Source organism: Gymnodinialimonas sp. JB5-7 (genome assembly GCF_055693405.1).
Genome location: NZ_JBVFUX010000004.1, coordinates 458,323 through 480,033, shown reverse-complemented (window position 1 = coordinate 480,033; position 21,711 = coordinate 458,323). Strand labels below are relative to the sequence as shown.

Sequence of the window (21,711 nt, the reverse complement as noted above, 5' to 3'; positions counted from 1 at the left end):
AGTGCAATGCCGCGCCGGTTCAGGCGCGCCACCACTCAGCGAGGGCGTGATAGGACGCTTTGGGCGTTCTTGCCAAGGTCTCGAAATCGACGTGGACCAAACCGAAGCGTTTCTCGTAGCCCAAGGCCCATTCGTAATTGTCCATCAGCGACCACACGAAATAGCCCGCCACGGGCGCGCCCTCGGCAATTGCGGATTGCACGGCTTTCGAGGTGCTGGTCGAGGTAATCGATGCGGTCGGGATCCGGATCCGTGGCCGAGGCCATGCCGTTCTCGGTCACAAAGATCGGCAGATCGCCAGTATATTCGCGCGCCATCCGGGTCAGGAACATCTGCAAGGCGTCGGGATAGATCTCCCACCCCATATCCGTGGTGGGCCCCTGTGTCGGCATCTCGGCATAGGCGGGCCACGGCGCGCCGGGGACGTCCGCGATGCGTTTGCGGGTGTAGAAGTTGATGCCGGCCCAATCTAGGGGGGATTGGATGACCGGGAAATCGTCTTGCCAGCCGTGGGGCAAGTGCGGCTCCAACCCCTCCAGAACTTCGACCGGATATTCGCCCTTGAACAGGCCGCCGAGGAAGAAGCGGTTGTAGATCGCGTCGTAGCGTGTGGCGGCGGCGACGTCTTCCGGGGCATCTGTCGCGGGCGTCGCCCATTCGAAATTGCAGACAGCGCCCAGATTTTGCACGCCCAATCCTTTGCACACCTGAATGGCGCGCCCGTGGCTGACCAGCACATGGTGCATCGCGCGCGCGGTAGCGCGGATGTCGCGCAGGCCGGGTGCGTGATGGCCATCGAAATGCGACAGCCAGCCCACGCACCAAGGCTCGTTGATCGGGGCCAGCGACCAGAGCCGGTCGCCCAATCGCGCGGCCACAACCTCCGCATAGTCCGCGAACCAGTTCGGCATGTCCGCATTCCGCCAGCCGCCCCGGTCGGCCAGCGCCTGCGGCAGTTCCCAATGATAGAGCGTCAGTGCCGGCGCCACGCCGCGCGCCAGCAACCCGTCGACCAGCCGGTCGTAGAAATCGAGGCCCTCTCCGTTCACGGCGCCGGTGCCCTCGGGCATGACCCGCGCCCACGAGGTTGAGAAACGATAGACATCCGCGCCAAGCCCCGCGATCAGATCCAGATCCTCGTCCAGCCGGTTATAGTGGTCGCAGGCCAGCGCGCCATTCTCGAACCGCACAACGTTGCCGGGTGTGCCGGCGAAACTGTCCCAATGGGTCAGGCCAGCGCCGCCGAACTGGTGGCCCTCGATCTGATAGGCGGACGTGGCAACGCCAAAGCGGAAGCCGTCAGGAAAGTCGGCGCGGGTGAAGTTCATGGTGCTGTCCTTGTGAGGCAGAAAGGGTCAGGCGGGGGCAGGGCCGGTGGACCGCCCAAGCGATAGGTCGGTGTCCCAAAGTTCCTGGATGGCGGGCTGGTTAGGATTGTCGATCAGGCTGAGAAGGATTTCCGCGCAACGCTGACCAGCGGCCCGAATCGAGGACCGCGTGGCGGTGAAGGCCGGACCATCTGGCGCGCTGATACCCTCGTTGCCCATATAACTGAGACCGTCATCATGGCAGATGATCGACACATCGCGCCCGATCCGCAGCCCACGTTCGCCCGCAGCGCGGCGGATCCCGATGGCGGGGATGATGGATGAGGCCAGAAATGCCGTGGGCCCATCGCCCGCATCCAGCATCTCGCACGCGGCGCGGTAGCCATATTGCTCGGTCATAACGTCTGAGCGCATCCATGCGGCGTTAGGCGAAACCTCCCGCGCGGCCATTGCCTGTTCGAACCCCAGACGTCGGCGGCGGGCGAAATCGAGCGTTTCCTGACCGTTGATCAATGCGATCTTGCGATGCCCCAGATCCAACAGAAAGTCTGTGGCGCGTCGAAAGGCGCGGATATTGGCCACGTCGAGCCAGGAATACCCGTCCGGCGCGCCCGTGCGCCCGTGAACGAGGAAGGGCAGGCCGAGTTCCTGCAGCAGCGGAACGCGCGGATCGTCCATCGTCGGGGCCTGGACCATGACGGCATCGACGGAGGCGTTGGCCGCCATCTGGCGATAGGCGGCCTCGGTCCCCTCGGCCGGAACCATCGACAGCAGCAGGTCATAGCCTTCGCGGGCATAGATCTCGCCGGCGCCTGCAATGAAATCCGCAAAGATCGGGTTCACCAGCTCCTCTTTGCCGGTCAGGGGCATGACGTGCCCGATGGCCATCGCCCGCCCGGTCGCCAGGCGACGGGCCTTGGCGTTCGGCGTGTAATTCGCAGCCTCGGCCGCCGCCTGAACCCGCAGCCGGGTTTCTTCCCGAACCTCGGGGTAGCCGTTCAAAGCGCGGCTGACGGTGGTTTGGCTCAGCCCAAGCGACTCGGACAATTGTTTGAGATTCATACGAAATTGGCTTTCAAAGCGCTTCGAAAATCAGAGGTAAGCTAGCGGCTGCGCGGCGATGCTGTCAAAGGGGGAAATGCAGATTTCCTGACCGTTCAGTCGAAAATTCCATGATTTTTCTGTTGTTTGCAGAGTCTCATTGACACAGGCCGTTGCATCGGCAAGTGTGTCGACAACCCAAAGCGCTTTGGAGAGAAGCGCAGCGGGGCACTGCACGCGCCGGGCGACACGGCCCGCGCGAAACTGACTGGGAGGTCACCTATGAAGAAGATGTATCTGGCCAGTGCGGCTGCACTGGCGCTTTCCGCGAGCGGCGCACTGGCTGATGGTCACATCAACCACGTTTTTGCCGTTGGCGAAGGCGATTTTAACTGGGACAGCTACAACGCCTACGCCGAGGCATTCGACCTCGCGGGTGAAACCGTCACCATCACCGGCCCCTGGACGGGTGCTGACGCGGAACTGGTGAACTCGGTCCTCGACTACTTCGAATCCGCGACTGGCGCGGTGGTCGAATATTCCGGCTCCGACAGCTTCGAGCAGGACATCGTGATCGCCACCCAGGCCGATTCGGCGCCCAACGTGGCCGTGTTCCCGCAGCCCGGCCTGATCGCGGACCTCGCCTCGCGCGGCGAACTCACTCCGATGAGCGAAGAGACCGCCGACTGGATCCGCGAAAACTACGCCGCAGGCGACTCGTGGGTGTCGCTGGCAACTGCCGCTGGCCCCGATGGCGAAGAGGCGCTTTACGGCTTCTTCTACAAGGTCGATGTAAAATCGCTGGTCTGGTATTCGCCGGAAGCCTTCGATGAAGCGGGCTACGACATTCCCGAAACCATGGAAGACCTGATCGCGCTGTCCGAGCAGATCGTGGCAGACGGCGAGACGCCTTGGTGCATCGGTCTGGGTTCCGGCGCGGCCACCGGCTGGCCGGCCACCGACTGGGTCGAAGACATCATGCTGCGCACGCAGGATCCCTCGGTTTATGACCAGTGGGTTGCCAACGAGATCGGCTTTGACGATCCGGCGGTTGTGAACGCAATCGAAGTCTTCGGCTCGTTCGCGCGCAACAACGATTGGGTCAATGGCGGGTCCGAGGCTGTGGCCTCCACTGACTTCCGCGACAGCCCTGCCGGCCTCTTCACCTTCCCGGCCGAGTGCTACATGCACCGTCAGGCGTCGTTCATCCCGACCTTCTTCCCGGAAGATGCGGACAGCGACTTCTTCTACTTCCCCGCGTTCGCTGGTGAAGACCTTGGCTCGCCCGTTCTGGGTGCAGGCACGGCCTTCGGCATCACGCAGGACAGCGCAGGCGCACAAGCGCTGATCGCGTTCCTGCAGACGCCCATCGCCCACGAAGTGTGGATGGCACAGTCGGGCTTCCTGACACCGCATTCGGGCGTGAACAGCGATCTGTTCGCCTCGGACACGTTGCGTCAGATGAACGACATCCTGCTGGGTGCCACGACCTTCCGCTTCGACGCATCGGACCTGATGCCGTCGGAAATCGGTCAGGGCATCTTCTGGTCCGGCATGGTCGACTATGTCGGCGGTGAAGACGCCGCGTCTGTCGCAGGTCGCATCCAGGATCGCTGGTCCGAAATCCAGTAAGCCGTCCACTCACGGAAAATGACACCGGCTTCGGCCCGCAGGTTTGCGGGCCGGACGCCAACCAAGCCGGACAAACCGGTACACGACCGGCCCAATGTGGCCCGCCGGGCGCGAGCGTATCCGCCAACACCATTCGACCGGGGGAGGGCGCTTACCATGTCGCCAGTCATTCAAGGCATCATCACGATCATCATCGGCGTCGGCGGCTGCGTGGGGTATTTTTACTTCGCCAACCTCTTCATCGATAAGGTGCTGTTCCCGGCACGGGGTGCGAATGCGGGGCGCAACATCAACCGCGCCAATATGATCCGCCCGTGGATTTTCCTGTTCCCGGCCATGTTCGCGCTGGGGCTGTACCTGATGTACCCGGTGGTGGGCTCATTCTTCCGCTCGCTCTACGACCGCTCAGGCGACGAATTCGTTGGGCTTGGCAATTACGCCCGCCTCTTTAACAACCCCGATTTCCGGCAAGCCTTCCTCAACAACATCCTCTGGGCGCTTGTGGTGCCTGCGGGTGCCACGTTCCTGGGGCTGGTTATCGCACAGCTCACCGACCGTCTGCGCTGGGGCAACATCGCCAAGTCGCTGGTCTTCATGCCCATGGCAATCAGCTTCGTGGGTGCCTCGCTGATCTGGCGCTTCGTATACGCCCAGGACGGTGACATCGGCATCATCAACGCCATCCGCTTCTACTTCGGCGCGGAAGAGGGGATCGACCCGCTTCAGATCCCGTTTTGGAACAACTTCCTGCTGATGATCATCCTGATCTGGATCCAGACCGGCTTTGCCATGGTGATCCTAAGCGCCGCCCTGCGCGGTATCCCGGAGGAAACGGTGGAGGCCGCCATCATCGACGGCGCGAACCCGTTCCAGGTCTTCTTCAAGATCAAGGTGCCGCAGATCATGGGCACAATCGTGGTGGTCTGGACGACGATCACCATCCTGGTCCTGAAGGTCTTCGACATCGTCTACACCATGACGGGGGGCAATTTCGGAACAGAAATTCTGCCGTCCTTCATGATGGATTTCATGTTCCGCGACGACGGGCAGGCCACGGCTGTGGCCTTCGTGATCATGCTGGTGGTTTTGCCGGTGATGGTCTGGAACATCGCGCAAGCGCGCAAAGAAATGCGCTGAGGGGGAAGAGCAATGGACAATATCGCAGGACAGAAAAGCAGCCTTTCCCTTGTCACCAACATCGCGGTGCTTCTGATCGTGATCGCGTGGCTGATCCCGACCGTGGGGCTCTTCGTCAGCTCGTTCCGCGATCGTGATCAGATCGCGGCGTCTGGCTGGTGGGTCGCACCGTTCTCGGTGGAGCTGACGTATCGGACGCGTGCTGACGCCACGCCGACCGAGCAGGGCAATCTCTTCGTGATCGAAGGCAATATCTTCGAATCCGAGGAAGTGCGCGAAAGCTTTGAGGATGGCGAAAGCTCCATCGCAGCCTTTGGTTTGCGGGGTCGTGAGCCGGGCGCGTTCGAAGCCGGAACGGAGGCCGAGAACCGCGATGGTGGCACCATTCAGGTCAACGCAGACGGCTCCTACGTCTATACCTCGCCCGAGCCAATTGATGGCGCGCCGAGGGTTTACTTTGTCGCGGAAACGCCCCCGCAATTCACGCTCGACAATTACCGAACGGTTCTGACCGCCGACAACATGGACCGCGCCTTCATCAACACGCTGACGGTGACGATCCCGGCGACGATCATCCCGATCCTGATCGCGGCCTTTGCGGCCTATGCCCTGGCGTGGATGGATTTCCCGGGCAGAGGGCTTTTGATCGCGACCGTGGTGGGCCTGCTTGTGGTGCCCTTGCAGCTGGCGCTCGTGCCGCTCCTGAACCTGCACAACCAGTTGGGCATCGGGCAGAGTTTCGTGGGGATATGGTTAGCCCATACAGGGTTCGGCCTCCCGCTCGCGATATACCTCTTACGCAACTACATGGTGGGCTTGCCCCGCGACATCATCGAGATCCGCTAAAGTCGATGGCGCCACGGATTTCCAGATCTTTACCAAGATCATCCTGCCGCTCAGCTTCCCGGCGCTCGCCTCCTTCGCGATCTTCCAGTTCCTGTGGACATGGAATGACCTGCTGGTCGCCAAGGTCTTCCTGCCCTCCGCAGGGGATGCAGCCGTGATGACCGTGAAAATCGCAGACGATCTTCTGGGCTCTCGCGGTGGCGATTGGGGCATCCTTGCGACGGCCGCGTTCGTGTCGATCGCGGTCCCGCTCCTCGTCTTCTTCACCATGCAACGTTACCTCGTGCGCGGCCTGCTGGCCGGCTCGGTCAAGTAAGGAACGATACGGCCATGAACCTGATGCAGGACATGCCCCAAGGCGACATCATCGCGCCCGACAAGGACTGGTGGCGCGGTGCCGTGATCTATCAGATCTACCCGCGCAGTTTTCAGGACAGCAACGGCGATGGTATCGGCGATCTGGCCGGTATCATCCACCGGATGGAGCATATCGCCGATCTGGGTGTCGACGCGATCTGGATCAGCCCGTTCTTCCGCTCACCGATGCTCGATTTCGGCTATGACGTCAGCGATTACCGCGACGTCGATCCGATGTTCGGCACGCTTGGCGATTTCGACGCGCTGATTAATCGCGCCCACGATCTGGGGCTGAAGGTGCTGATCGACCTGGTGCTCAGCCATACCTCGAACCAGCATCCCTGGTTCCAGGAAAGCCAGCAGAACAAGACCAACGCCAAGGCCGATTGGTATGTCTGGGCGGACGCGAAGCCCGACGGCACGCCGCCCAATAACTGGTTGTCGATCTTCGGCGGCTCGGCCTGGGAATGGTCGGGGAGCGGATGCAGTATTACCTGCACAACTTCCTGAAAGAGCAGCCGGATCTGAACTTCCACAACCCGGCGGTGCAGGAAGAATTGCTGTCAGTCGCGCGCTTCTGGCTGGATCGCGGCGTCGATGGCTTCCGCCTCGACACGATCAACTTCTACTTCCACGACGCCGAGCTGCGCGACAATCCCGCCCTCGATCCCGAGGCGCGCAATGCCACCATCGCGCCCGAGGTGAACCCCTATAACTGGCAGGATCACATCCACGACAAGAACCGCCCCGAAAACCTCGATTTCCTCCGCCGCTTGCGTGCGGTGATGGATGAATATCCGGCGGCCACAGCCGTGGGCGAAGTGGGCGATGCGCAATACGGCCTTGAGATTCAGTCCGAATACACGTCGGGCGGCGACAAGATGCACATGTGCTACTCGTTCGAATTCCTCTCGGGCCTGACACCCGATGCCGAGCGTGTGGTGAAGGTCCTTTCGGATTATGAGAACACCGTGGGCGATGGATGGGCCTGTTGGGCCTTTTCCAACCACGATGTCGTGCGCCACGCCACGCGGTGGGCTTTGGATGATGACGCGATCCGGCTTTACGCCGGGCTGCTGCTCAGCCTGCGCGGCTCCGTCTGCCTCTATCAGGGCGAAGAACTTGGCCTGACAGAGGCCTATGTCGCCTTCGAGGATCTGCAAGACCCCTACGGCATCCGCTTCTGGCCCAAGTTCAAGGGCCGCGACGGCTGCCGCACGCCGATCCCATGGGTGGCCGACAACCAGAATGGCGGCTTCTCGGAAGCCAAGCCTTGGCTGCCGGTCGCGCCTGAGCATTTGGCGCGTGCGGTCGCAAAACAGACCGGCGCACAGGAAAGCACGATGGCCTCCTACAAGCAGATCATCGACTGGCGCAAAACCCAGGCCCCGCTGATCAAGGGCAAGATGCGCGGCTTGCGCGCCGTGGGTCCGGTGGTGGAATTCATCCGCTGCCATGAGAGCGAAGAGGTGCTGTGCGCCTTCAACCTCAGTAACGACGTGCAACGCATCCCGCTGGCCGATGGCACGTGGGAGCGGATCGTATCCCCCTTCGACGGCGAACCGATGGGCGATGAAATGATGTTGCCACCCTATGAAGCCGGCTTTGCGCGGCGCACCGACCTAAAGACAGAGGGATAAGAGAGATGGCCAATCTGAAGCTGACCGACGTCGAAAAGACATATGGCGGAACCGTGCAGGTCCTGCGCGACATCAACCTGGACATTGAGCAGGGCGAATTGATCGTGTTTGTTGGCCCCTCGGGCTGTGGCAAGTCCACACTTCTGCGCATGATCGCGGGGCTGGAAAAAATCACCGGCGGTGAATTGGTGATCGACGATATGGTCGTCAACGACGTGCCCCGTCCGAGCGTGGCATCGCGATGGTGTTCCAGTCCTACGCTCTGTACCCCCACATGACCGTGCGCGATAACATGGCCTTCGCGCTGAAGATCGCAGGCGACAGCAAGGAAGAGATTGACCGCAAGGTCGAGGCCGCCGCCGCAAAACTGCAGCTTGAAAATTTCCTCGACCGCCTGCCCAAGGCGCTCTCTGGTGGTCAACGTCAGCGTGTCGCCATTGGCCGGTCCATCGTGCGCGACCCGAAGGTCTACCTTTTTGATGAGCCGCTCTCAAACCTCGACGCATCCCTGCGTGTCGCCACCCGCATCCAAATCGCGCAGCTAAAGGAAGAGATGCCGGAATCGACGATGATCTATGTGACCCACGATCAGGTGGAGGCGATGACGCTCGCCTCGCGCATCGTGGTGCTCGCAGGCGGCGGCGTGGCGCAGGTGGGCTCCCCCTGACGCTCTATGAAAAGCCCAACTCGACCTTTGTAGCCAAGTTCATCGGCTCCCCTGCCATGAACCTGATGCGGGGCAAGATCGTGGGCACGGGCGCCACGACGACGCTCGAGATGGAGCAAGGCGGCGGCACGATCACCTCCGACTATCCCTCCACCGACGCCGATATGGGCGCGGAAGTTGAGGTTGGAATCCGGCCTGAGGATATGGTTGAGGCCACAGGCTCCGACTTCGCCTATCACGGCACGGTCGAGATTACGGAGGCTCTGGGTGAGGTCACGCTGCTCTACTTCCAGCGCGCCAACGCCGAAGATGACCCAGTCATCGGCAAGCTCGCCGGCATCCACAAGGGCCTGCGTGGCAATGACGTGAAGCTGACCGCGTCGGCCGACAAGGTGCATGTCTTCAAGGACGGGATCAGCCTGCTGTACCGGGACGAGGCCGTGTTCCTGCCAGGTGTGCAGCCGCACTAGGGGCAGGGCCGGTGCGCCCGCCTCCGCTGCTTTCATCGGTTCTTAGGAAAGATCAGGCAAGCCCTCACCGACAAAAGCAGGTGAGGCGATGTCCGTATATATTTCCGAATGGAACAGCTACTCCGCGTTCAGCGGTGGCGATTTTGTTGAGATTGCAGCGCCGGTCGGAACCGACCTCTCTGGCTGGACGCTGTATGTCTACGACGACAACGGTCTGATCGAGATCCGGCCCGTTCAGCGTCGGCACGGCAGACGGCCAAAGCAACGGCAATGATGTGTTCCTCATCGACGCCGCGAACGACGGCATTTCGCTGTCGGTCAACAGCCAGATCGCTTTGGTCGATCCAGACGGCAATGTCGTCCAGTTCCTGTCCGAGCCGCGATTTGCCACCCAAGCCACCGAAGGCCCGGCGGCGGGCATGACACCGTCAGGTGGTGCAAACACCACCAATGGCCAATCGAACCAAACGGAAGATAGCGGTGCCACTTATTCTGCATCCAGTGCGCAGTCCAGGGCACGGTCGCCTGCTTTGCCGCAGGAACGCGGATCCAGACGGATCGGGGGATGCTGGACGTCGCCACGCTGCAGGTGGGGGATCGGGTCCTGACGGTGCAGGGCGAATTTGAGCCTGTGACCTTCATCGCCGCACATAAAGCCGATGAACGGGATTTCGCGACATTCGGGCACCCCATCCTCATCAAGGCTGGGGCATTGGGATTCCACAGACCTGCACAGGACCTGATCGTTTCGTCGCAGCACCAGATCCTCGTCGGGGCGGCGATGCAGCTTCTGGGCTATTCAGACGAGGTCGTTCTGGTGCCCGCAAAAGCTCTATTGGGGCTGCCCGGCATCCGCTCCATGTCCGGCAAACGCGGGATCCAGTACCATCATTTTGCCTGCGCCCGGCACGCGGTTGTCATCGCCAATGGCGCCGCGGCAGAGACTTTGCTGCCCGGCAAAATGGTGCGATCACAATTGCCGCGTCTCAAGCGCTTGGCCCTTAACATGCACATCGCCAATGGCACCGTCGGGACGGATCCCGACTATCCGTGCTTGTCGGTTGGTCAGGCGCGGGCATTGTTTGGCATGAAACGCGCGCAGAGGCGGGAAGCAGCTTAGCCGTCGCTATCGCCACGCGGCCCAACGTGCCGCTTGGCCAGAACAATCGCATCGTCTGTATCCAGCGCCACTTGCCATCCGCCGCACCACAGGCGGAACAGGATGGCTTGCAATGCGTCCCAGCGCGGATCAAACATCGCGCCCGTCACCCAATCGCGCAATTGGTAGTAGTTTCCGGCCGCCGCATAGAGGGGTTCTGTCAAAAACAGGCGAGCGGCCACCGCGGCGATATCTGTCGAGGCATATGGATCAACCGTCGTGTGCTCCAGCGTGTAGGTCAGGTTGTCCGTATTTTGCAGGACGTCCATTCCCTCCGGCGTGTCACGGTCCACGATTGTGATTTTTGAGAAATTGACCTTTTCGTGCGGGCCCAACGCCGGCAATAACTCTGCAATCTCGGCAACACCCGCGCGCGCTTCGTCCTCCGGTAGGGGTAGGAGGTCGGTGCTGAGAAATTGATCGAACCGCGCCGCCATTTCTGCCCCGTTCGGAAACAGCGCGAAACACGCCTCCCGCGTGGCAGGCTCGGCCTGTCGCAATCCAAAGATCAGGCGGAAATCCAGATCTTCCCGGTCGGGCAGGGGATCGGGCCGCTCAAACTCACCCGCCGCGATCAGGGATTGGTCGGCGTCGAACAGGTCATGCCAGGCAATCCGCCAATCGTGGATATGCGTCTTGATAGCCTGATTGCGCGCGGCACGAGCGTCAACGGGCTCGGTCTGCCCCGCCGTCGAAGGCTCAAAATGGACCTCGGCCTTCGACGCAAATCTCGCTTTGCCTGAGCCCTGGATCGGGTGTCGTCCTGCCCGGCCCTGCCGGAAAATAGCTTCCTGAAAAACCCGGCCATCGTCCGTCACTCTCCCGCAAGTCCATGCCCGGAGCACACGGCGCCGGGCATGGATGACGTTAGGCAAGCGGGATCCAGATTTCCACCTCACCGCGCCCTGTCACTGCATCAAAGCGCTCATCATAGCGTTCGAATTCCGGGGCCATGGCAGGCTCCAACCCGGCATCAGGCAGCGCCTTGTTCCAGATCGAATAGATCGTCTTGGGCAAATCCCCGATCCCGCCCTTATGGGTAAAGACCGCATAACGCCCGCCGGGGATGTCCACGGTTGTCATGCCCTCGGGCACATTCGGCCCCTCCATCCCGGCCATGTAGTGAAAATCGCCCGCGTCCCCCATGTCGTAGCTGACGCCGTAGGTCACACCGGGCGGCCCGATCTCCAGCCAGCGCTGCGCAAAGCTCTGCCATAGGCCGGGCACTGCGCTGATGTCGAACCCGCGCACATCCGTGCCAAGGCCCACAACGCGAAACGGTTTATGTTCCCGCATCTCGGGCGCGGGCACATCCACAAGCATTGATTTATCCATTTCCAAAGGCTCCATTAGCTTCAAGTCACTCAGATCCCGCGCCTTTTTGACGTCCGAGGGCGCACCCCCAGATAGGCCACAAAGGCGCGCGTGAATGCCTCGTGAGAGCCATAGCCCGCATCCAGCGCGACGCTCAGCAAGTCAGGCGCGCCGCGAGATATCTCCTGCGCCGCAACACTCAAACGCCGGGCACGGATATAGGATTTGATCGTCAGGCCGGTCGCCTGCTGAAACGCACGGCACATGTGGTGCACGTTCACCCCACATCTGTCGGCAATATCGGCAAGGCTCAGCGCCTCGTTCAGGTGAGTCTCGATCTGCCAGATCAAGCGATCAATCAGGGCCATGTCTTTCTCCGTTGCATCGCAGCCTCCTTGCCACCGAGGCGATGCCGCGCGCTTGATCGTATGTGACTTTCACCCCGCATTCAGGCTAACCTCCCCCATCCGGCAGTGGAGCGCGCCCATGAGTGTCACTCAAATCATCTACTCGTCCACACCCTTTGGCTATGATGAGAACCTGCTGAACGGCCTGCTTGCCGATGCCCGCCGCTGCAACAAGCGCGACGGGATCACCGGCGCGCTGGTCTGTCGTCGCGATGTCTACCTGCAATTCCTTGAAGGCAATGACGCGGCCGTGCGCAACACGCTGGATCGCATCGCCCGCGATGACCGCCATGTTGAGGTGATCACCCGCTTTGACGCCACATCCGACGCGCGCCTATTCTCCGATTGGGCCATGCTGCATGATCCGGCCCATTCATGGGCCTGGTCCGAGGATGCGGTCGCCAAGGGGGCGCTGGACCGGGCCGAGCACAGTGATTTCCGCTCCGTTTTCGAAGGAATTGCCGCGCGTCACCCGGCCTGAATGCTGACGTCGCACCGTGCCAGTATGCCTTGCGATTCCGGCTGGCGCTGTTAGCGCTAACATGTTATGGCCTCCCTCAACCGAAACGTTTGCCAGCAGGAAGAGTGCGCAAATGCCCCTCGACGCCCGAATTGCCGAAGTCACTGACCGTATCATCGAACGCTCCCGCCCCACGCGGGAGCCCTATCTCGACCGCATGCGCCAACTGGCCGAGGCCGGCCCACGTCGCGCGCATCTGACCTGCGGCAACCAGGCCCATGCCTATGCCGCCATGGGGGCCGACAAGGATGCGCTGGTCGCCGAACGCGCGCCAAATATCGGGATCGTGACGGCGTATAATGACATGCTCAGCGCCCACCAGCCGTTCAAGGATTACCCCGATATCATCAAGGATGCGGCGCGCAGGGCAGGGGCCACGGCCCAGGTTGCAGGCGGTGTGCCGGCCATGTGTGACGGCGTCACGCAAGGCCAGGTGGGGATGGAGCTTTCGCTTTTCTCCCGCGACGTGATCGCGCTCGCCGCCGGTGTCGCGCTGAGCCACAACACCTTCGACAGCGCGCTTTATCTCGGGGTCTGCGACAAGATCGTCCCCGGCCTCGTGATCGCCGCCGCCACCTTCGGCTATCTGCCCGCCCTCTTCGTGCCCGCGGGCCCCATGGTTTCAGGCCTGCCGAACGACGAAAAGGCCCGCGTCCGTCAGGAATTCGCCAAGGGCAATATCGACAGGGCAGAGCTGATGAAGGCCGAGATGGCCTCCTACCACGGCCCCGGCACCTGCACCTTCTATGGCACCGCCAATTCCAACCAGATGCTGATGGAATTCATGGGCCTCCACATGCCCGGCGCGTCCTTCGTGAACCCCGGCACCCCCTTGCGAGAGGCGTTGACCGTCGCCGCGACTGAGCGCGCGGCCCAGATCACCGGTCTCGGCAACGAATACACGCCGGTCGCCGATATCCTTGACGAAAAGGCTTTCGTGAACGGCCTTGTGGGCCTCATGGCCACGGGCGGCTCCACCAACCTTGTGATCCACCTGATCGCCATGGCACGCGCCGCGGGCGTGATCCTGGAATGCCGCGATTTCAACGACATATCGGATGCCACGCCCCTCATGGCGCGCGTCTATCCCAACGGACTGGCCGACGTGAACCACTTCCACGCCGCTGGGGGCCTGCAATACATGATCGGAAAACTGCTCGATGCGGGCCTGATGCATGGCGATGTCAAAACCGCCGCCGGGGAGGGGCTCGACCTCTACCGGCAGGAGCCGATCTTGCAGGACGGTGCCGTCACCTACCGCGATGGCCCCACGGACAGCCTCAACGAAAAGATCCTGCGCGCGCCCGCCGATCCGTTCCAGCCCACTGGCGGCCTGAAAGAACTGAGCGGCAATCTTGGCCTCGGCGTGATGAAGGTCTCCGCCGTCGACCCCGAACGCCACGTGATCGAGGCCCCCGCCGCCGTCTTCCACTCTCAGGCGGACGTCAAGGCCGCCTTCCAGAACGGCGATCTCGATCGCGACGTCGTGGTCGTCGTCCGCTTCCAGGGGCCGAAAGCCAATGGCATGCCTGAACTGCACAACCTCACCCCTGTTCTGTCGGTCCTGCAGGGCAGGGGCCACAAGGTCGCCCTCGTCACCGATGGCCGCATGTCGGGTGCTTCGGGCAAAGTCCCCGCCGCGATCCACGTGGCCCCCGAAGCGCTTGACGGCGGGCTGATCGGCAAAGTGCAGGACGGCGACCTGATCCGCGTTGACGCAAAGGCAGGCACCCTGAATGTGCTGGCCGAAGGCGTCGCCGACCGCCCCGCCGCCCAACCCGACCTGTCGGCCAACAGCCACGGTGTCGGTCGCGAGATGTTCGAAATCTTCCGCCAAACCGCAGGCCCCGCCACCGCAGGCGCAGGCGTCGTCGTCTAACCCAATACGGGCGCGGGCCACTCGGTTGCGCGCCTGCCTTTCCTGTTTCAAACCTTCCTTGTTTCAAAAATACCTCCGCCGGAGGCTCCACCACTCGCTCCTGACGCCGAAAGTCGCCCCCTTACACGCCCAGGGCGCCCCATATCCCGCAATTTTCCCTCGGAAAATTGCCCCCGGCGACCGCGAAGCGGGCGCAAACCCTGATCTGACGAAAGACAAAGCCCATGATGCCCCAAGCCCAATCCAACGAAGCCCGTCGCATCGCAGGCCTCGCCCCGATCATCCCCGTGCTCGTCGTGGACGACCCAGCCCATGCCGCCCCCCTGGCGCAGGCCCTTGTCGATGGCGGGCTGCCCGCCCTTGAGGTTACGCTGCGCACCGACGCAGCCCTCGATGTGATCCGTGAAATGGCGGGCGTTGAGGGCGGTTTGGTCGGCGCGGGCACGCTTTTGACACCCACCGATGTCGAACAGGCCAAGGCCGCTGGCGCGCGGTTCGGTGTCTCGCCGGGCGCAACCCAAAAGCTGATCGACGCCTGCATTGCCAACGAATTGCCGCTTCTGCCCGGTGCGGCGACTGCGTCCGAGGTCATGGCCCTCTACGAGCAAGGCTTTGACATGCTGAAGTTTTTCCCGGCCGAGGCCAATGGCGGCGCACCGGCGCTCAAGGCCATCGGCGCGCCCATTCCGCAAGTGGCGTTCTGCCCCACCGGCGGCGTGTCCCCGTCCAATGCGCGCGACTATCTCAGCCTGCCCAACGTGATTTGCGCCGGCGGCTCCTGGGTTGCCCCCAAGGCGGCGGTCGTTAAGGGAGATTGGGCCGAAATCAAGCGTCTTGCGGCTGACGCGGCAACGCTTCGCTGATCCCCCGCTGCCCGCTCGGCATCTTTTGGCCGTCCCGTTGCACTGCACAACCTCGTGAAGTGCAAACCGCGCGCCGCTCCCTATCTGTCGGATTGGAACCAACGCGCGGAAGTCGCGTTGGACCAACGGAACCACGACACGGAACAAAAGGATCCGACAGATGAAAATTGCAGTTCTTGCAGGCACCCTTGCCCTGGCCCCCTTCGCGGCCACCGCAGGCGGTTATGTTGAACCCGCAGCGCCCGCACCGGCGCCCGTTGCCCCGGCGCCCGCACCAATCGGTTATGATTGGTCTGGCTTCTACGGCGGTGTTCAACTCGAATATGGTGACATCACCGCAGATGATGCGGCAACCGGCGCCGAAGCCGCCGCAGGCGACAACGCGCTTTACGGTATTTTCGGCGGCTACCGCTATGATTTCGGCAATTTCGTGGTCGGCGGTGAGATCGACTACAACCTCGCCGACATCGACCTCACGACGCCCGCCGGTGCCGCTGCCGGCACCCTCGACTCCGTGCTGCGCGCAGGGGTTGAGGCCGGCTACGATGCGGGCCCCGCATTGATCTACGGTACGGCAGGTCTGGCCCAGGCCACGGCGACCCTTGGCGGTGTGGAAGATACCGACAACGGCTATTTCTATGGCGTGGGTGTCGACTATCTCGTGACCGATCAGATCGTTCTCGGTGCCGAAGTCCTTCAGCACGAGTTTGAGGACTTCACCTCGACCGGTCTCGCAACCGATCTCGATATCTCGGCCACCACGTTCGGCATCAACGCTGCCTTCCGCTTCTGATCCAGCCTATACGATAGACTTCGAAAGGCCCGCGCCGCAGGCGTGGGCCTTTTCATACGCCGCTCCGGCCTCAAGTGGCGAACAGCGCCTAAGGCCATTCAAAGGCGCCCCACGCGTTAGGCGTGGGCCTTTTCCATTTGCCGACCGGCAAAGGCAAACAGCCGATCCAAAGCCTCGGCGAATACCTCGTCCGGTAAGGTCAGGGCGACGCGGATATGGCCTGCGGCTGCGGTGCCAAAGCTTTCACCCGGCATGATCGCGACGTCCTCTTCATCCAGCAGGCCCGCGCCAAAATCTGCCCCGCTCAGCCCCGTCGCGCGCACATCCAGCATCACGTACATCGCCCCCGCCGGTGGGATTGCCCGCAAAGCCTGTTGTCCCTCTAGCCGCGCCAGCACCATGTCGCGCCGCCGCCGGAACGGCGCTGCCACTTCTGCCTCTGCGTCGGCGCCCCGCCGCAGCGCGAAAAGGCCCGCCTCCTGAATATAGCCGGGCACACCATAGGTCGTGTGGGTGGCGAGGTTCTCCAGATGCGACATCGCCTCGCGCGGCCCGGCCACCCAGCCAAGCCTTGAGCCCGTCATCGCATGGCTTTTTGACAGCGACCCAACCGTCAGCGTCCGCTCGAACATGCCCGGCAGGCTCGCAAAAGGCCTGTGCGCGCCGTCCCAAACCTGGCTGTCATAGACCTCGTCCGAGATCACCCACAGATCATAGGCGTCGGCCACCCGCGCAATTCCTGCGAGCGTATCCGCGCTGTAAACTGCGCCGGTCGGGTTGTTGGGCGAGTTGATCAGCAGGCTTGCGGCCCCTGCCGCCATCGCATCCAGATCCGCCGCGCGCGGCTGAAAGCCATCCTCGGGCCGGGTGGCAACCGGCACCGGCACTGCGCCCACCCCGGATCGTGCCTGGGTAAGTCGCATAATAGGGGTCGATCAAAAGCGCCCGATCGCCCTCGTCACAGGCCGCGTGATGCGCGGCAAACAGCGCCGCTTGGCCACCGGGCGTCACCAGCACATTGTCCGGCCCATGGGTCACACCGGTGCTCTCGCTCAGCCGCTCAGCGATGGCCTGTCGCAGCGCCAGGATCCCCGGCACAGCGGCATAGCCGGTATGCCCGCCCTTGGCCGCTGTGTGCATTGCGTCAAGGATCAACGGATCCGTGCGCACGTCATGCTCGCCGATCGTCAGCTCCAGGATCGGTTGGCCCGCCGCTTTCCGTCTGCGGGCCTCATAGAACAGGCCCCAGCCATCATCGCCCCCACCGGTCAAACCCCTGATCCGTTTCGACAGCCCGGGCATGGCGCGGCCCTCCTTGAATGCACGTTGCAAGCCGCAAATGGCCACGGCCAACGGTCAGGTGCAACCCGCCATCTTTGTTCCATGAAAATGCAAATAATCCGTCTGCGCCACGCAAAGCACTGGCACCAACGCCAACAGAAATCGCACCAAGCGCCCAATTTTCCCTTGGAAAATTGCCTCGGGCGACCGCGACAGCGTGCGCACCCCCTCAGCTTTCGCGATTGCCGTCGTCGCGCACCAATCGGTAGCTTTTGTTGATCCTGCTGCGCAATTCGTCCGGCGGCGTGTCCCACGGCAGCAGAACCCAGCCGCCCCCGCGCAGATACTCGGGTGATGTCGCCCGGCCTTGTCCCACCATCTGCTGTGCTGCAATCCGGCCGCTCATGCGCACCGAAACGCCCTCGCCGTCTGTGGCATAGGCGGCAAACATGTGCCCGCGCACCGTCCAAACGATCGTATCCTCGCCGAAGGGCGTTGTACGCTCCGTTTCTAGCAGAGCGCCACAGTATCTATCTACGAAGAGCTCCCGCATGCCCGGAAACTACACGCCAAATTCAAAAATTGCACATGAAATGATCAGCGACTTGTTAGCGCAGGGCATGCCATGGTATTCAAACGCCCATGACCCGTCGCATTTGCATCATTTGTATCTGCATTCCCCGCTAATCCAGCGGGCCGGTCAGTCGTGGTTTTCAACACAATCGCAAGCTGCTAGGCCGGACCCGCCGCCGCCTCAACACGCGCAGTGAAAGCCCCGACGAAAGCCTCCAACCCATGGCAGACATCACCCTCAAGAACTCCAAAACCCGCCAATTGGAACGGCTCGATCCGATCGTGCCCGGCAAGGTGTCGATGTATCTGTGCGGGCCGACCGTTTATGACCGCGCCCATATCGGCAATGCGCGCTCGGCGGTGGCGTTTGACCAGCTTTTCCGCCTTCTGCGCCATGTCTATGGGCCTGAGAACGTGACCTTCGTGCGCAATTTCACGGACGTGGACGACAAGATCAACGCGCGCGCCGCGGAAACCGGCCGCTCGATCTCCGACATCACAGCCGAGACGGCGCAATGGTACCTCGATGATATGGGCGCACTGGGCGTGCTGGAGCCCAACCATATGCCCCGCGCCACCGAATATATCGCGGAAATGGTGGCCTTCATCGAAGATCTCATTGCCAAGGATCATGCCTATGCGCGGGACGGCCATGTGCTCTTCCGGGTGCGCTCCTTCGCCGAATACGGCAAGCTCTCCGGTCGCTCGGTCGACGACATGATCGCAGGCGCAAGGGTTGAAGTCGCGCCCTACAAGGAAGACCCAATGGATTTCGTGCTGTGGAAGCCGTCCACCGACGACATACCCGGCTGGGACAGTCCGTGGGGCAGGGGGCGGCCCGGCTGGCATATCGAATGCTCCGCCATGAGCCACGCGATCCTGGGCGAAGAATTCGACATCCACGCCGGCGGCGCGGACCTGCTCTTCCCGCACCACGAAAACGAGGTCGCCCAAAGCTGCGCCGCAGGCCACCCTTCGCGCGCATCTGGATGCATAACGAGATGCTGCAGGTCGAGGGCAAGAAGATGTCCAAGAGCCTTGGCAACTTCTTCACCGTGCGGGATTTGTTGGATCAAGGCGTGCCGGGTGAGGTGATCCGGATGGTGTTCCTCGGCACCCATTACGGCAAACCGATGGACTGGACCGAGAAGAAGCGGGCAGAGGCCGAGAAGACGCTGCGCAAGTGGTATGACGCCGCCGAAAGTGGCGGCGCGGTGCCGGAGGCGGTGGTCACGGCCTTGGCCGATGATCTCAACACCCACGCCGCGTTGACCGAGATGTACAAGCTGGATGGCGCCGATCTGGGAGCGGCGCTCTCGCTTGATGGGGCTGTGGGATGGAAAGGTGCCCAAGTGGGCTAGCAATACACAGGAAAATCTGGGGTCTGAAGGCGCGCTTAGGCCGCTTCTAATCAGACGGCAGAAAGCGAAAGAAGCAAGGGACTTTGTGACCGCTGATAGGATCAGAAACTATCTAGCTGGCAGGGGGATTACGCTTGTTGATTTGGCTGGCGGGAAAGTGCAGCCGAAGACCGATCTTGAGGCGGTTGCTGAGTTCTTGAGAAATGATGGGCAAGTAGAACGCGCGAACCAACTCATGGAAATCCCAGAAGATACAGAGATTGAAAGATGTGTATTTGTGTATTGGCAACACGTCGTGGCGAGCTTTGAATTTAGTGAGGACCCATGACCGACCGCCTCACCCTCTACGACACCACCCTCCGCGACGGCCAGCAAACGCAGGGCGTGCAATTCTCGACCCCTGAGAAAATCCGCATTGCGCAGGCCCTCGATGCCCTCGGCCTCGACTATATCGAAGGCGGTTGGCCCGGTGCGAACCCCACCGACAGCGCCTTCTTTGAAGACGCCCCCAAAACCGCCGCCAAGATGACCGCCTTCGGCATGACCAAACGGGCCGGGCGCTCGGCTGAAAATGACGATGTCCTCGCCGCCGTCCTCAACGCCGGCACCGACACCGTTTGCCTTGTCGGGAAAAGCCACGATTTCCACGTCACCGACGCGCTTGGCATCACGCTGGAGGAAAACGTCGAGAATATCCGCGCGTCTATCGCCCATCTCGTGGCCCAGGGCCGCGAGGCACTATTTGACGCCGAGCATTTCTTCGATGGCTACAAAGCCAATCCCGATTATGCGCTGCGCTGCGCCAAAGCCGCGCACGATGCGGGCGCGCGCTGGGTTGTGCTGTGTGACACCAATGGCGGCACGCTGCCCCATGAGATCCACGCGATCACCAAGGCCGTCATCGCCTCGGGCATTCCGGGCGAAAACCTCGGCATTCACACCCATAACGACACCGAAACCGCCGTGGCAGGCTCCCTTGCTGCGGTCGATGCGGGCGCACGGCAAATCCAGGGCACGCTCAACGGCTTGGGTGAGCGCTGCGGCAATGCCAACCTGACCACGCTGATCCCGACGCTGCTTCTCAAGGAGCCCTACAAAAGCCAATTCGACACCGGCATCGCCGTGGAAAAGCTGGAAACTCTAACCCGCACCAGCCGCATGCTCGATGACATCCTCAACCGCGTGCCCTTCCGGCAAGCCGCCTATGTCGGTGCGTCTGCCTTCGCCCACAAGGCGGGCCTGCACGCCAGCGCCATCGTCAAGAACCCCGCGACGTATGAGCATATCGACCCCGCCACCGTCGGCAATGAACGCATCATCCCGATGTCCAATCAGGCGGGCCAATCGAACCTGCGCAAGCGGCTGGCGGAAGCGGGCCTGGACGTCGCAAAGGACAATCCAGCCCTGCCGCACATCCTCGACGATATCAAAGCCCGCGAAGATCAGGGCTACAGCTTTGACACCGCGCAGGCCTCGTTCGAACTTCTCGCCCGCCGCGCCCTTGGCCTTCTGCCCACCTTTTTTGAGGTCAAGCGATACAAGGTCACCGTGGAGCGGCGCAAAAACAAATACGATCAGATGGTCAGCCTGTCCGAGGCTGTTGTTGTCGTAAAGATTGGCGACGAAAAGAAGCTCTCCGTCAGCGAAAGCATGGATGAAACCGGCTCGGACCGGGGCCCGGTCAATGCGCTCAGCAAGGCGCTCGCCAAAGACCTTGGGCCGTACCAGAAATATATCGACGATATCCGCCTGGTCGACTTCAAGGTCCGCATTACCCAGGGCGGGACCGAGGCTGTTACACGCGTCATCATCGACAGCGAAGACAGCCACGGGCGGCGCTGGTCCACCGTGGGCGTCTCTCCCAACATCGTTGACGCGAGTTTCGAGGCCCTGTTGGATGCGGTCACATGGAAACTCATTCACGAAGGCGCCTCTGTTTGATCCGCACACTGTGCGTGGCTCTGTGCATTGCACCCGCATCGGTGGACGCGCAAACGTCGGCGGACATGATCTGCTTCTCGGTCGGCGGCAACGGAAGCTGGACCCAAGTGGCGCTCTATGGTGCGGACGACACCGCCCTTGTCATGGCCATCCCGCCGGAAGGCGACGAAGCCGCGATGGAAAGCCAGGCTGTGACGCTGCCCGCAGGCGCGTTTACCGATATGGTCGTCGCACTTTTGCCCGAACTGGCGGCCATGCCTGCCCCACCTGAGGCTACCGAATGCGCCGACGACGCGCTTGGTCCGGTCTCCATCGCAGTGCGGCAACTGGGGTCAGATCCGATGCGCTACGACGCGCCGTGCACCACGCAGGCCCTGCTGGACCTCAACGATACCCTGATCGCGGCCACCGGTGATCCGTCGGGCGACGCGGCTCAGGCCTGGACAAACCCCGTGATCCCCGCGATGCGCGACATATGCCGCGCTCTGCGGTAGGCGGCCTC

Annotated in this window: 16 protein-coding genes and 6 pseudogenes; 15 read left to right on the top strand and 7 right to left on the bottom strand. The window is 62.3% G+C overall.

Annotated elements, in window-relative coordinates; all coding sequences use genetic code 11:
• Positions 1 to 19: 19 nt before the first annotated feature.
• A pseudogene (locus tag ACZ1HK_RS03095) lies at positions 20 to 1,328 on the bottom strand (GH1 family beta-glucosidase).
• Between the two features lie 27 nt (positions 1,329 to 1,355).
• Complete coding sequence (locus ACZ1HK_RS03090; protein ID WP_472627410.1) at positions 1,356 to 2,390, bottom strand: LacI family DNA-binding transcriptional regulator; 1,035 nt, start codon at positions 2,388 to 2,390, stop codon at positions 1,356 to 1,358.
• Positions 2,391 to 2,651: 261 nt separating this feature from the next.
• Here ACZ1HK_RS03090 and ACZ1HK_RS03085 point away from each other — a divergent pair, with 261 nt between their 5' ends.
• From ACZ1HK_RS03085 to ACZ1HK_RS03050, 8 genes and pseudogenes are all read left to right on the top strand, one after another.
• Positions 2,652 to 4,001 (top strand): ABC transporter substrate-binding protein, encoded by a 1,350-nt coding sequence (locus ACZ1HK_RS03085; protein ID WP_472627409.1) that lies wholly within the window; start codon positions 2,652 to 2,654, stop codon positions 3,999 to 4,001.
• Positions 4,002 to 4,157: 156 nt separating this feature from the next.
• A complete protein-coding gene (locus ACZ1HK_RS03080; protein ID WP_472627408.1) occupies positions 4,158 to 5,138 on the top strand; it encodes a carbohydrate ABC transporter permease in 981 nt (326 codons plus the stop codon).
• A 12-nt stretch (positions 5,139 to 5,150) separates the two neighbouring features.
• Positions 5,151 to 6,300 (top strand): annotated as a pseudogene (locus ACZ1HK_RS03075) (carbohydrate ABC transporter permease).
• 14 nt (positions 6,301 to 6,314) lie between these two features.
• A pseudogene (locus ACZ1HK_RS03070) lies at positions 6,315 to 7,981 on the top strand (alpha-glucosidase).
• A gap of 5 nt (positions 7,982 to 7,986) precedes the next feature.
• Positions 7,987 to 9,118 (top strand): annotated as a pseudogene (locus ACZ1HK_RS03065) (ABC transporter ATP-binding protein).
• Between the two features lie 88 nt (positions 9,119 to 9,206).
• A complete protein-coding gene (locus ACZ1HK_RS03060; protein ID WP_472627407.1) occupies positions 9,207 to 9,392 on the top strand; it encodes a hypothetical protein in 186 nt (61 codons plus the stop codon).
• A gap of 1 nt (position 9,393) precedes the next feature.
• Positions 9,394 to 9,726 carry a hypothetical protein gene (locus tag ACZ1HK_RS03055; protein WP_472627406.1) on the top strand — a complete coding sequence of 111 codons (333 nt, stop codon included), beginning with the start codon at positions 9,394 to 9,396 and terminating at the stop codon, positions 9,724 to 9,726.
• Positions 9,684 to 10,238, top strand: coding sequence for a Hint domain-containing protein (locus ACZ1HK_RS03050; protein WP_472627405.1), 555 nt, complete (start codon positions 9,684 to 9,686; stop codon positions 10,236 to 10,238). Before ACZ1HK_RS03055 ends, ACZ1HK_RS03050 begins: the two co-directional genes overlap by 43 nt.
• Here the strand turns inward: ACZ1HK_RS03050 and ACZ1HK_RS03045 are convergent.
• From ACZ1HK_RS03045 to ACZ1HK_RS03035, 3 genes are read right to left on the bottom strand one after another with little or no spacing between them, the layout of a single operon-like run.
• Positions 10,235 to 11,095 carry a hypothetical protein gene (locus tag ACZ1HK_RS03045; RefSeq protein WP_472627404.1) on the bottom strand — a complete coding sequence of 287 codons (861 nt, stop codon included), beginning with the start codon at positions 11,093 to 11,095 and terminating at the stop codon, positions 10,235 to 10,237. The two genes, ACZ1HK_RS03050 and ACZ1HK_RS03045, sit on opposite strands and share 4 nt — an antisense overlap.
• Before the next feature lie 49 nt (positions 11,096 to 11,144).
• Positions 11,145 to 11,612: a GyrI-like domain-containing protein gene (locus tag ACZ1HK_RS03040; RefSeq protein WP_472627403.1), complete on the bottom strand. Its 468-nt coding sequence runs from the start codon at positions 11,610 to 11,612 to the stop codon at positions 11,145 to 11,147.
• A gap of 29 nt (positions 11,613 to 11,641) precedes the next feature.
• On the bottom strand, positions 11,642 to 11,959 hold the full coding sequence (locus tag ACZ1HK_RS03035) for a helix-turn-helix transcriptional regulator (protein ID WP_472627402.1): 318 nt from the start codon (positions 11,957 to 11,959) through the stop codon (positions 11,642 to 11,644).
• Positions 11,960 to 12,077: 118 nt separating this feature from the next.
• Here ACZ1HK_RS03035 and ACZ1HK_RS03030 point away from each other — a divergent pair, with 118 nt between their 5' ends.
• The 4 genes from ACZ1HK_RS03030 (at position 12,078) to ACZ1HK_RS03015 (ending at position 16,053) form a co-directional block, all read left to right on the top strand.
• On the top strand, positions 12,078 to 12,479 hold the full coding sequence (locus ACZ1HK_RS03030) for a BLUF domain-containing protein (protein ID WP_472627401.1): 402 nt from the start codon (positions 12,078 to 12,080) through the stop codon (positions 12,477 to 12,479).
• Positions 12,480 to 12,591: 112 nt separating this feature from the next.
• Entirely contained in the window at positions 12,592 to 14,397 is a 1,806-nt protein-coding gene (gene edd / locus ACZ1HK_RS03025; protein WP_472627400.1) for a phosphogluconate dehydratase, read from the top strand.
• Between the two features lie 224 nt (positions 14,398 to 14,621).
• The gene (gene eda / locus ACZ1HK_RS03020) at positions 14,622 to 15,260 is read left to right on the top strand and encodes a bifunctional 4-hydroxy-2-oxoglutarate aldolase/2-dehydro-3-deoxy-phosphogluconate aldolase (protein WP_472627399.1); all 639 of its coding nucleotides are present in this window, start codon (positions 14,622 to 14,624) and stop codon (positions 15,258 to 15,260) included.
• A 160-nt stretch (positions 15,261 to 15,420) separates the two neighbouring features.
• Positions 15,421 to 16,053: an outer membrane protein gene (locus tag ACZ1HK_RS03015; protein ID WP_472627398.1), complete on the top strand. Its 633-nt coding sequence runs from the start codon at positions 15,421 to 15,423 to the stop codon at positions 16,051 to 16,053.
• A gap of 116 nt (positions 16,054 to 16,169) precedes the next feature.
• Here the strand turns inward: ACZ1HK_RS03015 and ACZ1HK_RS03010 are convergent.
• Both ACZ1HK_RS03010 and ACZ1HK_RS03005 read right to left on the bottom strand, forming a co-directional pair.
• Positions 16,170 to 17,355: pseudogene (locus tag ACZ1HK_RS03010) on the bottom strand (pyridoxal phosphate-dependent aminotransferase).
• Positions 17,356 to 17,563: 208 nt separating this feature from the next.
• A complete protein-coding gene (locus tag ACZ1HK_RS03005; RefSeq protein ID WP_472627397.1) occupies positions 17,564 to 17,887 on the bottom strand; it encodes an MmcQ/YjbR family DNA-binding protein in 324 nt (107 codons plus the stop codon).
• Between the two features lie 242 nt (positions 17,888 to 18,129).
• On the opposite strand from ACZ1HK_RS03005, the pseudogene cysS reads away from it, so the two are divergent.
• From cysS to ACZ1HK_RS02990, 3 genes and pseudogenes are all read left to right on the top strand, one after another.
• Positions 18,130 to 19,596 (top strand): annotated as a pseudogene (gene cysS, locus ACZ1HK_RS03000) (cysteine--tRNA ligase).
• Positions 19,593 to 21,209 carry a citramalate synthase gene (gene cimA, locus ACZ1HK_RS02995; protein WP_472627396.1) on the top strand — a complete coding sequence of 539 codons (1,617 nt, stop codon included), beginning with the start codon at positions 19,593 to 19,595 and terminating at the stop codon, positions 21,207 to 21,209. The pseudogene cysS and the gene cimA overlap by 4 nt, the downstream one beginning before the upstream one ends.
• Entirely contained in the window at positions 21,206 to 21,703 is a 498-nt protein-coding gene (locus ACZ1HK_RS02990) for a hypothetical protein (protein ID WP_472627395.1), read from the top strand. Before cimA ends, ACZ1HK_RS02990 begins: the two co-directional genes overlap by 4 nt.
• Positions 21,704 to 21,711: the final 8 nt, after the last annotated feature.

Bases quoted from the DNA above. Each gene is read 5' to 3' on its own strand.
- ACZ1HK_RS03090 (WP_472627410.1), bottom strand. From the start codon at position 2,390: ATGAATCTCAAACAATTGTCCGAGTCGCTTGGGCTGAGCCAAACCACC.
- ACZ1HK_RS03085 (WP_472627409.1), top strand. From the start codon at position 2,652: ATGAAGAAGATGTATCTGGCCAGTGCGGCTGCACTGGCGCTTTCCGCG.
- ACZ1HK_RS03080 (WP_472627408.1), top strand. From the start codon at position 4,158: ATGTCGCCAGTCATTCAAGGCATCATCACGATCATCATCGGCGTCGGC.
- ACZ1HK_RS03060 (WP_472627407.1), top strand. From the start codon at position 9,207: ATGTCCGTATATATTTCCGAATGGAACAGCTACTCCGCGTTCAGCGGT.
- ACZ1HK_RS03050 (WP_472627405.1), top strand. From the start codon at position 9,684: ATGCTGGACGTCGCCACGCTGCAGGTGGGGGATCGGGTCCTGACGGTG.
- ACZ1HK_RS03040 (WP_472627403.1), bottom strand. From the start codon at position 11,612: ATGGATAAATCAATGCTTGTGGATGTGCCCGCGCCCGAGATGCGGGAA.
- ACZ1HK_RS03035 (WP_472627402.1), bottom strand. From the start codon at position 11,959: ATGGCCCTGATTGATCGCTTGATCTGGCAGATCGAGACTCACCTGAAC.
- ACZ1HK_RS03030 (WP_472627401.1), top strand. From the start codon at position 12,078: ATGAGTGTCACTCAAATCATCTACTCGTCCACACCCTTTGGCTATGAT.
- edd (WP_472627400.1), top strand. From the start codon at position 12,592: ATGCCCCTCGACGCCCGAATTGCCGAAGTCACTGACCGTATCATCGAA.
- eda (WP_472627399.1), top strand. From the start codon at position 14,622: ATGATGCCCCAAGCCCAATCCAACGAAGCCCGTCGCATCGCAGGCCTC.
- ACZ1HK_RS03015 (WP_472627398.1), top strand. From the start codon at position 15,421: ATGAAAATTGCAGTTCTTGCAGGCACCCTTGCCCTGGCCCCCTTCGCG.
- ACZ1HK_RS03005 (WP_472627397.1), bottom strand. From the start codon at position 17,887: ATGCGGGAGCTCTTCGTAGATAGATACTGTGGCGCTCTGCTAGAAACG.
- cimA (WP_472627396.1), top strand. From the start codon at position 19,593: ATGACCGACCGCCTCACCCTCTACGACACCACCCTCCGCGACGGCCAG.